Raw genomic sequence first — 11420 nt, 5'->3', positions numbered from 1 at the left:
GGATACACAGAAGGAACTAACAACAAGATTAAGGTATTAAAACGAATAAGCTATGGGCTTCGCCACTTTGGTAGATTCAGAGTACGTATTCTACTTTTGAGCAAAAAGAATGGCACCAACCATACATATGATTGGTGCCAAACAAGACTCGTAGGGTGAACACCCCAACATTTGACAGAGAGCCGAAATTCTTCGATTCACTCTTTTTTAACTATATATATGAAATTATAAAAATATATCTATAATTCCTGAGAGTTATAACGATGTGAATTTAATTTATCCTAAAAATGGAAAATCCATGACTTTTAGTCATAATGACCCATAAATATGTGACAAAAAATACATTTTATGCATATAAGTTGACAATGCGATTGTAAAAGCATACGATGAAGTTGGTTTAAGGAACGGTTTAGACCAAGAGATTGATCAACTGTCGTTTAACAAGGTGATTTTAAGGAGATGGTACGATGATAGACATCAAAGATCGCGTTAAAAATGCGGCCCTCCAAGGCAAAATTGTCACAGCTTATGAAGCAGCTCAAATGATTAACCACAATGATAAAGTTGGTATTTCCGGCTTTACTCCATCTGGTTATGCAAAAGCTGTACCATTGGCTTTGGCTGAACGAATGGAAAAAGAACCATTCAAAATTGATTTATGGACAGGTGCTTCCGTAGGTGATGAAGCCGACGGTGCATTAACACGTGCACATGGTATTAACCGTCGTTTCCCTTATCAAACAAATGGGGATACACGCAAAGCTTTAAATAGCGGCGACATCAAATACATTGATATGCACTTAAGTACAATGGCGCAAAATGTACGCTATGGTTTCTTTGGTGATTTAGATGTAGCTATCGTAGAAGTTTGTCAAATCAATGAAGATGGCTCTTTAGTACCTACAACATCTGTTGGTAACTCTCCAACATTTGTTAGCCAAGCTAAAAAAGTTATCGTAGAAGTAAACGTATCTCAACCATTATCTTTGGTTGGTATGCATGATATCTACGAACCACTTGATCCACCATATCGCAAACCAATTCCATTGGAACATGCTGGTGATCGTATTGGTACTGATGCAATTCCTTGTGACCCAGACAAAATCATTGCAGTAGTTCCTTGTGATGTTCCTGATACTACAAGACCTTTGGCACCTATCGATGATGATGCAAAAGCAATGAGTCAACACCTTATCAAATTCTTTGAACAAGAAATCGGTGAAGGTCGTTTACCTGAAAACTTGCTTCCATTGCAATCTGGCGTAGGTTCTGTAGCAAATGCAGTAATCAGCGGATTGGCTCAAGGCCCATTCAAAGATTTGTCCATTTATACAGAAGTAATCCAAGATGGTATGTTTGACTTAATCGATGCAGGTAAAGTAACTGTATGTTCCGGTACTGCATTAAGTCCTTCTCCAGATGGGTTGAAACGTTTCTATAATAACATCGATGAATATCGTAAAAAGATTATTCTTCGTCCACAAGAAATTTCTAACAACCCTGGTATTGCTCGCCGTATTGGTGTCATTGCCATGAATACCGCTATCGAATTTGATATTTTTGGCAATGTAAACTCTACTCATATTATGGGTAGCAAAATGATGAACGGTATTGGCGGATCTGGTGACTTTGCACGTAGTGCATATCTCACTATTTTCTGTACTAATTCCGTTGCAAAAGGTGGCGACATCAGTTCTATCGTTCCATATGTATCTCATGTGGATCACCCAGAACATGACACTATGATTTTCTGTACAGAACAAGGTGTTGCTGACTGCCGTGGTTTGAGCCCAGTGGAAAGAGCTCGTTTGATCATTGAAAAATGTGCTCACCCAGACTACAAACCAATGTTAACTGAATACCTCGAAAAAGCACTCGCTGCAACTAAGAATGCCCATACACCAATGTTGCTCGACGAAGCTCTTTCTTGGCATAAACGCTTCACAGAAACTGGAAGCATGAAAAAATAACCTGTTTTTTTAGGAGGATGATGAAAACATGGCTTACGAAAACCTTAAAGCCCAAATTGCTGAGTACAATAAACTTTGTGACGAAAAGTGTGTAAAAACTCCAGAACGTCAAAACTTGAAATACAACCGCGTGTATACACCAGTTGATATTGAAGGCTTTGATTATGAACGTGATTTGGGTATGCCTGGTGAATATCCATATACTCGTGGCGTACAACCTACAATGTACCGTGGTCGTTTCTGGACTATGCGTATGTATGCTGGTTTCGCGACAGCTGAAGAATCTAACAAACGTTACCGTTACCTTATCGAATCCGGTGCAACTGGTCTTTCCTGTGCATTCGACTTACCTACACAAATCGGCTATGACTCTGATGACGTTATGGCTGAAGGCGAAGTTGGTAAAGTAGGTGTAGCGATTGACTCCTTGGCAGATATGGAAATCTTGTTCAACGGCATCGACCTTGGCAAAGTATCCACTTCCATGACAATCAACGCTCCAGCATCCGTTTTGTTGGCAATGTATATCGCAGTAGCTGAAAAACAAGGCGTACCTTCCACAGAATTGAAAGGTACAATTCAAAATGATATTTTGAAAGAATACGCAGCTCGTGGTACTTACATTTTCCCTCCAAAACCATCCATGCGTTTGATCACTAATATCTTTGAATATTGCTCTCAATACGTTCCAAAATGGAATACAATTTCCATTTCCGGTTACCATATCCGTGAAGCAGGTTCCACAGCAGCACAAGAAATCGCATTTACAATTGCTGATGGTATCGCATATGTAGAAGCAGCTTTGAAAGCTGGTCTTGATGTTGATACATTCGCTGGTCGTCTTTCCTTCTTCTGGAATGCTCATAACAATGTACTTGAAGAAGTTGCTAAATTCCGCGCATCCCGTCGTTTATGGGCAACTATCATGAAAGAACGTTTTGGTGCTAAAAAACCAAAATCCATGATGCTTCGTGTACATACTCAAACAGCTGGTTCCATGTTGACTGCACAACAAGTTGATAACAACATCGTTCGTGTTGCTCTTCAAACTGCAGCTGCTGTAATGGGCGGTACTCAATCCTTACATACAAACTCCCGTGACGAAGCATTGGCTCTTCCTACAGAAGCATCTGTACAAGTAGCTCTTCGTACACAACAAATCGTGGCTTACGAATCTGGTTTAGCAGACGTAGTTGACCCATTGGGCGGTTCCTACTATGTAGAAGCTATGACTAACGCTATCTATGACGAAGCTATGGCTTACATCAAGAAAATTGATGAAATGGGCGGCGCTGTAGTAGCGATCGAAAAAGGCTACATCCAAAAAGAAATCCAAGAATCCGCTTACAAATGGCAAATGGAAGTTGAATCTGGCTTGCGCACAATCGTTGGCGTAAACAAATTCCAAGTTGAAGAAGAAGCTCCAAAAGACTTGCTTCGCGTAGACGCTTCCGTAGGTGTAAACCAATCTAAGAAAACTCAAGCAGTTCGCGCTAACCGCGATCAAGCAGCAGTTGACAAAGCTTTAGCTGATTTGAAAGCTGGCGCAGCTGACGAAAACGTTAACTTGATGCCATTAATTCTTGCAGCAGTTAAAACATATGCTACTTTGGGTGAAATTTGTAATGTATTGCGCGAAGTATTCGGTGAATACCAAGCTCATTCCACATTATAATATCGGCTAATTTCGGAGGTAATTATCATGGCAGAAAAACGTATTAGAGTAATCGTAGCAAAACCAGGTCTTGATGGTCATGACCGTGGTGCAAAAGTTGTAGCACGCGCACTTCGCGATGCTGGTTTCGAAGTAATCTACACAGGTCTTCGTCAAACTCCAGAACAAATCGTAGAAGCAGCACTTTCTGAAGACGTTAATGTAGTTGCATTATCCCTTCTTTCCGGCGCTCACAACACATTGTTCCCTAAAATTGTTGAACTTTTGAAAGAAAAAGGCATGGGCGATGTATTAGTAATCGGCGGTGGCGTTATTCCTGATGCTGATATTCCTGGCTTGAAAAAAGCTGGCGTAGCAGCTGTATTCACACCTGGTACTCCAACTGGTGATATCGTAGACTTCATCAAGGAAAACGTAAAATAATTAACTGGGCAAGAGAGGGGCTCAACTGGAATGGTTGGCTCCCCTCTATTCCCATATTCTAAGATAGGTGGTGAGGCGAATGGATTTAGTTAAAGGCCTCTTTGAAGGCTCAAGACTAGCCTTAGCACGGTCCATCACTGCTGTAGAAAACGAGTATGAAAATGCCATCGATATTATGAAGGCAATTTACCCTAAAACGGGTAATGCACGTATTCTCGGTATAACTGGTGCCCCTGGTGCTGGTAAAAGTACTTTGACAGATAAGGTTGTTAAACATTATCTAGATCAAGGTAAAAAAATCGGCATCGTTGCCATCGACCCAACTAGCCCATTCTCTGGTGGTGCTATCTTGGGGGACCGTATTAGAATGAATGATTTAACATTAAATGAAAATGTATTCATTCGAAGCATGGGGACACGTGGTAGTCTTGGTGGTTTATCCAAAAAGACTGCAGACGTTGTAAAATTAATGGATGCCTTTGGCATGGACTTGATTATCATTGAAACAGTAGGTGTAGGTCAATCCGAAGTAGATATCGTAAAAAATGCAGATACTACATTGGTTGTTCTTGTTCCTGGTCTCGGTGATGATATCCAAGCTATTAAAGCGGGTATTCTTGAAATCGGCGATGTATTTGCTATCAATAAAGCTGACCGAGATGGTTGCGATCGTTTGAATGTTGAAATTGAAATGATGCTTGACCTAGATTCTCGTGAAGTAAAATGGCGCCCACCAATTAAGCGCACAATTGCTAGTAAAGACCAAGGCGTAGATGAACTTATCGAAGCCTTAGATGAACATTTTGAGTATCTTGAAGATTCCGGTGAATTGGAATCTCGTCGGGCAGAACGTACTCGCGATGAAATCATCGCAATGATTAATGAACAAATTGGTCGTTATGTAGCTGATAAAATCATTACAAGCGACGAATTTAATAGCCAAGTGGCAGCTGTTAATGAACGCGAAAGCGATCCATATACAGTTGTTAACGGCGTAATGACAAACGTGCTAAAGTAGACGGCGACTACATAGCATTAGAGATTTAGCCTTATAAAGGAGATAATCGAAATGGCTTTTAAAGTATTACAAGTGGATCACATCGGTATTGGTGTTAATGATTTAGCAGCAACTAAAGAATTTTACAAAAATGCTTTGGGAATTCAACATCTTCCTGAAGATGAAGTAGTAGAAGAACAAAAAGTAAAAGTATCCTTCTTCCCATGCGGCGATGCTGAATTAGAATTCTTGGAAACTACTACTCCAGACGGCCCTATCGGTAAATTCATCGAAAAAAATGGCGGTCGTGATGGTATCCAACACGTTGCTTTGCGTGTAGATAATATTGAAAATGCTATTGCTGATCTTATGGCGAAAGGTATTCGTATGATTGACGAAAAACCTCGTTATGGTGCTGGCGGTTCCTCTATTGCATTCGTTCATCCTAAAGCTACAGGTGGCGTATTACTTGAACTTTGCCAACGAATGAAATAAAATATTATTGTAACAAGTTTTTATGGAGGTGCTGACATGCAAACAGTGCAAGAAAAAATTGAGTTGTTGCACGAAAAACTAGCAAAAGTTAAAGCTGGTGGCGGTGAAAAACGCGTTGAGAAACAACATTCTCAAGGTAAAATGACTGCTCGTGAACGTTTGGCTAAATTATTCGATGACAACTCTTTTGTTGAACTTGATCAATTCGTTAAACATCGTTGTGTTAACTTCGGTCAAGACAAAAAAGAATTACCAGGCGAAGGTGTAGTAACTGGTTATGGTACTATCGATGGTCGTTTGGTATATGCATTCGCACAAGACTTCACTGTAGAAGGTGGTTCTCTTGGTGAAATGCACGCTGCTAAAATCGTTAAAGTACAACGTTTAGCAATGAAAATGGGTGCTCCTATCGTTGGTATCAATGATTCCGGCGGGGCTCGTATTCAAGAAGCTGTAGATGCTCTTGCTGGTTACGGTAAAATTTTCTTTGAAAATACAAATGCATCTGGCGTTATTCCACAAATTTCCGTAATCATGGGACCATGTGCAGGCGGTGCTGTATATTCTCCAGCATTGACTGACTTCATCTACATGGTTAAAAACACATCTCAAATGTTCATCACTGGTCCTGCAGTTATTAAATCTGTAACTGGTGAAGAAGTAACAGCTGAAGATCTTGGTGGCGCAATGGCTCACAACTCTGTGTCTGGTGTTGCTCACTTTGCAGCTGAAAATGAAGATGATTGCATCGCTCAAATCCGCTACTTGTTAGGTTTCTTACCTTCTAACAACATGGAAGATGCTCCATTGGTAGATACAGGTGATGACCCAACTCGTGAAGATGAAGGCTTAAACAGCTTGTTACCTGATAACAGCAACATGCCTTACGACATGAAAGATGTTATCGCAGCTACTGTAGATAATGGCGAATACTATGAAGTACAACCATTCTATGCTACAAACATCATTACATGCTTCGCACGTTTTGATGGACAATCTGTTGGTATCATTGCTAACCAACCTAAAGTAATGGCTGGTTGCTTGGACATCAACGCATCTGACAAATCTTCCCGTTTTATCCGTTTCTGTGATGCTTTCAATATTCCAATCGTTAACTTCGTTGACGTTCCTGGTTTCTTGCCTGGCACAAATCAAGAATGGGGCGGTATCATTCGTCATGGTGCTAAAATGTTGTATGCTTACTCTGAAGCAACAGTACCAAAAATTACTGTTATCACTCGTAAAGCATACGGTGGTTCTTACCTCGCTATGTGTTCCCAAGATTTGGGCGCTGATCAAGTATACGCTTGGCCTACATCCGAAATCGCTGTAATGGGTCCTGCTGGTGCAGCTAACATCATCTTCAAAAAAGATGAAGATAAAGACGCTAAAACAGCTAAGTACGTAGAAGAATTCGCAACTCCTTACAAAGCTGCAGAACGTGGCTTCGTAGATGTTGTAATCGAACCAAAACAAACTCGTCCAGCTGTTATCAACGCGTTGGCTATGCTTGCAAGTAAACGTGAAAACCGTGCTCCAAAGAAACATGGTAATATTCCATTATAATTCGATTCGGTAATCATATCATCGAATTTGGGAGATACCTTTCTTTATTTATTTTTTAGAAAGGGGAATGATTATGGAAGGACAAGCAGTTACTACCAATCCCTGGTTAATCATGGCCATTAATATGACAGTTGTATTTGTTGTGTTGATTCTTTTAGGCATTTTGATGACAATCGTTCATTTAATTGACCCTACGAAAAAGAAAAAAGAAGCACCGGTAAGTGCTCCTGTTGCAGCTCCTGCAGCTACTCCAGTGGCTACACCAAGTGCATCTGCTCAAAATGAGGATGAAGTAGTAGCAGCTATCGTGGGTGCCATTGTGGCGATGGGGTACTCATCTGAACAAATTGCATCTATTCGACCTACAGCAACTAGTGCTAAATGGCGCTTGGAAGGTCGTTTAAGCGGTAGAAATTAATATTTTTTTAGGAGGCATTTGTCATGAGCAATGCTACAAAAGCTAACGGTAAGGAACCATCTCAAGATGTTGTTGCAGTTATCGTTGGCGCATTAGCGGCAATGGGTTATTCCGCTGATCAAATCGCGCATATCCGTCCAATCGTAAGCTACAATTGGAAAATGGAAGGTCGCTTACGCGGTAATCGATAAGATTAACGTTTTTAGGTAATCGATAGGATTATCAGAACTATATGTGTAAATGAAATTTAAGTATTGTGTAGATATACACATTTTGGAGGAATTTAAGATGAAAAAATTCAACGTTACAGTAAATGGCACAGCATATGATGTAGAAGTTAATGAAGTAAAAGCTGCAGCTCCTGCAGCAGCTCCTAAAGCAGCTCCAGCAGCAGCTCCTAAAGCAGCTCCTGCACCAGCACCAGCTCCAGCTGCAGCAGCAGCTCCAGTTCCAGCAGGTGCTGAAACTGTAAAAGCTCCAATGCCTGGTAAAATCCTATCTGTAGCAGTATCCGCTGGTCAAGCAGTTAAAAAAGGCGAAACTTTGTTGATTCTTGAAGCTATGAAAATGCAAAACGAAATCGCAGCTCCTCATGATGCTGTAGTTGCAGAAGTTCGCGTAGCTGCTAACCAAACTGTATCCACTGGCGATGATATGGTTGTTCTTGGCTAATACCAAGTGTTGTCTTATGGCGCGGCTGCGCCGCGTCATATAACAATTTAATATTTGTGAAAGGGGAACGCATATGGAGGCTTTTGCTGTTGCGATTCAATCTGTTATAAATGATAGCGGGTTCCTCGCATTTACAACATACAATGCTATTATGATTCTTGTAGGTTTGATCCTATTGTATTTAGCATTTGCTAGAGAGTTTGAACCATTATTGTTGGGTCCGATTGCGTTTGGTTGTGTACTTGCTAATATCCCTCGTAACGGCTTCGAAGAAGGCGTTATGGCGCTTATTAGTGCTGGTATCTCTCAAGAAATCTTCCCACCTCTAATTTTCCTTGGTGTAGGTGCAATGACTGACTTTGGTCCGCTTATTGCTAACCCTAAAACATTGTTGTTAGGTGCTGCTGCACAAATCGGCGTATTCGTTGCGTTAGGTGGCGCTATGATGCTCGGCTTTACAGCTCAAGAAGCTGCAGCTATCGGCATCATCGGTGGTGCAGACGGTCCTACATCTATCTACTTAGCTACTAAACTAGCTCCTCATTTATTAGGTGCTATCGCGGTTGCCGCATATTCTTATATGTCCTTGGTACCGTTGATTCAACCACCTGTAATGAAATTATTCACTACGCAAAAAGAACGTGAAATTGTAATGGAACAATTGCGTGAAGTTACACGTTTTGAAAAAATCGTATTCCCAATCGTTGCAACAATCTTCATTTCTTTATTGCTTCCTTCCATTACATCCCTTTTAGGTATGTTGATGTTAGGTAACTTGTTCCGTGAATCTGGTGTAACTGAACGTTTGTCCGATACATCTCAAAATGCGTTGATCAATACTGTTACTATCTTCTTAGCAACTGGTACTGGTTTAACAATGAGTGCGGAACACTTCTTAAGTTTGCAAACTCTCCTTATTATCTGCTTAGGTTTGATTGCATTCATCGGTGGTACAGCTGGTGGCGTATTATTTGGTAAATTAATGAGCTTAGTCGATGGTGGTAAAACAAATCCACTTATTGGTTCTGCTGGTGTATCCGCAGTTCCTATGGCAGCTCGTGTATCCCAAGTAGTAGGTGCTAAAGCTAACCCAGCAAACTTCTTGCTCATGCATGCCATGGGTCCTAACGTAGCTGGTGTAATCGGTACAGCAGTAGCAGCAGGTACAATGCTTGCTATGTTGTCCAGCCACTAATAGTTTAATAATTATTCACCAAGGTGTGCCATTTTAGGTACACCTATTGGTGAATAAAAAATCCCCTGTATCGTATGTAAACATGCATAAAAGGGGTATATTAGCAATAAATGCTTTGTCAGATCGGTCATTATGTGATGAGCAAGAATTTCACTAAATAACCTTCTAGTGCTTTCAAAATAGTAGAGGTGGTCATCTTGTTATCAATTGAATTAAAAATACTGATTTGTTTCGTATGGGCATTTATTGTTTTTTTAGTTACTGCACTGATTATTGGTGTTGAACGCAAATCACAATGGTTCCAAAGAAGAACTAAATATTCTTGGTTTAATCGCCGAGGATTTCTAGGAGAAGCATTACTTTTTGGTTATCCCAAAACTATAGAGGGATATGGGGTTACATTTTTAATGGCTTGTGCTATTAGTATCGTAGGCTATGTTTTATACCTCATATAACTACAATCAGTGCATTTCTCTGAAGGGAGATGATGATGTATGGGTGCTGCAGAACAAACCTTAATCGTCCTTGCAGTCATGGCTGTTTTATTCGTTACGGAAATTATTCCTTTAGCTATCACTTCTTTAGGCGGTGCAATTGCCCTTGGCCTTATGGGGATTATTACTCCTAAGGTTGTATTCTCTGGTTTATCTGATAGTACAGTTGTGTTGTTCGCCGGCATGTTCGTTGTTGGTGCTGCGTTATTCTACACAGGTTTAGCTCAAAAGATTGGTGAAACCGTAGTTTCCCATGCAGGCACTAGTGAAAATGGTTTGATGCTTGCCATCATGGTTGTTACTGCAACTATGTCTGCATTTTTATCTAACACTGGTACAACAGCTGCATTACTTCCAGTAGTTGTAGGTATCTGTGCTGTTGCGAAGATTCCTGCTTCTCGTCAATTGATGCCTTTAGCATTTGCTGCTGGTATTGGTGGTATCATTACAATGGTTGGTACACCACCAAACATCATTGTAAGTGGTACATTGACTAAATTTGGTGAACAACCATTTGGGTTCTTCGAATTTGCTTGGATCGGTATTCCTTTGACTATCGCTACTATTATTTTCATGATGTTAATTGGTAAGCATTTGCTTCCTAAACATGAAATTCAAGATGCTGGCGACGTTGAACAAGAAGTAGCTGCTGAAGATATTTCTAACGATCCTAAGAAACAATTATATTCTGGTCTTATTCTTTTAGGCGTAATCATCGCTATGATTTTAGGTGACTTCCTAAAAGGCTATGGTATTAACTTACCATTGAGCATGGTTGCCGTTATTGGCGCAATGCTTTGCGTATTGACTGGTTGCTTGAACGAAAAACAAGCTTATACATCCATTGACTGGGTTACAATCTTCTTATTTGCAGGTATGATGCCAGTTGCTACTGCACTAGATCAATCTGGTGCAGGTAAAATGATTGCTAATGCAGTTATCGGTATTATGGGTTCTGACCCTAGCCCTTACTTTGCAACAGCAGTATTGTTTATTTTGTCTTGTGTTATGACTCAATTTATGTCTAACACAGCATCTTGTGCATTGTTGGCTCCTATCGGTATCTCCATTGCTCAAGGTATGCATGCTGACCCTCATGCCGTATTGATGGCTATCGGCGTTGCTGCATCTTGTGCATTCGGTACACCTGTAGGTACACCTCCAAATACATTAGTACTTGGCCCTGGTCAATACAAATTTACTGATTATGTAAAAGCCGGCGTTCCATTGATTTTAGTTTGCTTCGTAGTAAGCTTAATTATCATTCCAATGGTATGGCCATTCTTCCCTGGTAAATAATAGGGAATAGGTTACTCTACTATACAAGCACACACGAGGTCGAATCGTAAGATTCGGCCTCGTTTTTTAGGTTCTATAATAAATGTTGGGGTGACACCACTACGGTGTCACTTCCAACATTATTTTTTTGCAAAAAATAAGCATACAAGGCTCACATACTTTACAATAAAAGTGACTAATTCCCAAAGAAAGGATGTGAGCTTATATGCCTACTAC

At 40.5% G+C, this 11420-nt stretch carries 13 protein-coding genes; all 13 read left to right on the top strand.

What is annotated here, in order from left to right; genetic code table 11:
* Positions 1-159 (top strand): transposase (locus tag VIHSUH07_RS04165; protein WP_146104937.1); only part of this gene is annotated, 159 nt, incomplete at its 5' end.
* 308 nt (positions 160-467) lie between these two features.
* Positions 468-1970 carry an acetyl-CoA hydrolase/transferase family protein gene (locus tag VIHSUH07_RS04160; protein ID WP_016475814.1) on the top strand — a complete coding sequence of 501 codons (1503 nt, stop codon included), beginning with the start codon at positions 468-470 and terminating at the stop codon, positions 1968-1970.
* 28 nt (positions 1971-1998) lie between these two features.
* Positions 1999-3645: an acyl-CoA mutase large subunit family protein gene (locus tag VIHSUH07_RS04155; RefSeq protein ID WP_005380642.1), complete on the top strand. Its 1647-nt coding sequence runs from the start codon at positions 1999-2001 to the stop codon at positions 3643-3645.
* 27 nt (positions 3646-3672) lie between these two features.
* Complete coding sequence (locus VIHSUH07_RS04150) at positions 3673-4068, top strand: cobalamin B12-binding domain-containing protein (protein WP_005380683.1); 396 nt, start codon at positions 3673-3675, stop codon at positions 4066-4068.
* Between the two features lie 79 nt (positions 4069-4147).
* The gene (meaB, locus tag VIHSUH07_RS04145) at positions 4148-5086 is read left to right on the top strand and encodes a methylmalonyl Co-A mutase-associated GTPase MeaB (RefSeq protein ID WP_005377389.1); all 939 of its coding nucleotides are present in this window, start codon (positions 4148-4150) and stop codon (positions 5084-5086) included.
* Between the two features lie 51 nt (positions 5087-5137).
* On the top strand, positions 5138-5560 hold the full coding sequence (gene mce / locus VIHSUH07_RS04140; protein WP_005377395.1) for a methylmalonyl-CoA epimerase: 423 nt from the start codon (positions 5138-5140) through the stop codon (positions 5558-5560).
* Between the two features lie 36 nt (positions 5561-5596).
* Positions 5597-7126, top strand: a complete 1530-nt coding sequence (mmdA, locus tag VIHSUH07_RS04135) for a methylmalonyl-CoA decarboxylase subunit alpha (RefSeq protein ID WP_005377385.1) — start codon at positions 5597-5599, stop codon at positions 7124-7126.
* 73 nt (positions 7127-7199) lie between these two features.
* A complete protein-coding gene (mmdD, locus tag VIHSUH07_RS04130) occupies positions 7200-7544 on the top strand; it encodes a methylmalonyl-CoA decarboxylase subunit delta (RefSeq protein WP_105084001.1) in 345 nt (114 codons plus the stop codon).
* A 23-nt stretch (positions 7545-7567) separates the two neighbouring features.
* The gene (gene mmdE / locus VIHSUH07_RS09670; protein WP_199176831.1) at positions 7568-7735 is read left to right on the top strand and encodes a methylmalonyl-CoA decarboxylase subunit epsilon; all 168 of its coding nucleotides are present in this window, start codon (positions 7568-7570) and stop codon (positions 7733-7735) included.
* A gap of 97 nt (positions 7736-7832) precedes the next feature.
* A complete protein-coding gene (gene mmdC, locus VIHSUH07_RS04125) occupies positions 7833-8216 on the top strand; it encodes a methylmalonyl-CoA decarboxylase subunit gamma (RefSeq protein WP_005377346.1) in 384 nt (127 codons plus the stop codon).
* A 73-nt stretch (positions 8217-8289) separates the two neighbouring features.
* Positions 8290-9411 carry a methylmalonyl-CoA decarboxylase subunit beta gene (gene mmdB, locus VIHSUH07_RS04120; RefSeq protein WP_005382576.1) on the top strand — a complete coding sequence of 374 codons (1122 nt, stop codon included), beginning with the start codon at positions 8290-8292 and terminating at the stop codon, positions 9409-9411.
* Positions 9412-9608: 197 nt separating this feature from the next.
* Entirely contained in the window at positions 9609-9866 is a 258-nt protein-coding gene (locus tag VIHSUH07_RS04115; RefSeq protein ID WP_016475812.1) for a hypothetical protein, read from the top strand.
* A 39-nt stretch (positions 9867-9905) separates the two neighbouring features.
* On the top strand, positions 9906-11204 hold the full coding sequence (locus VIHSUH07_RS04110; protein WP_016475811.1) for an SLC13 family permease: 1299 nt from the start codon (positions 9906-9908) through the stop codon (positions 11202-11204).
* Positions 11205-11420: the final 216 nt, after the last annotated feature.

The organism is Veillonella sp. T34266-5 (assembly GCF_002959815.1).
GTDB classification, from domain to species: domain Bacteria; phylum Bacillota; class Negativicutes; order Veillonellales; family Veillonellaceae; genus Veillonella; species Veillonella atypica.
The sequence above is the reverse complement of the archived record's forward strand: the minus strand, read 5'-3'. Positions and strand labels throughout refer to the sequence as shown.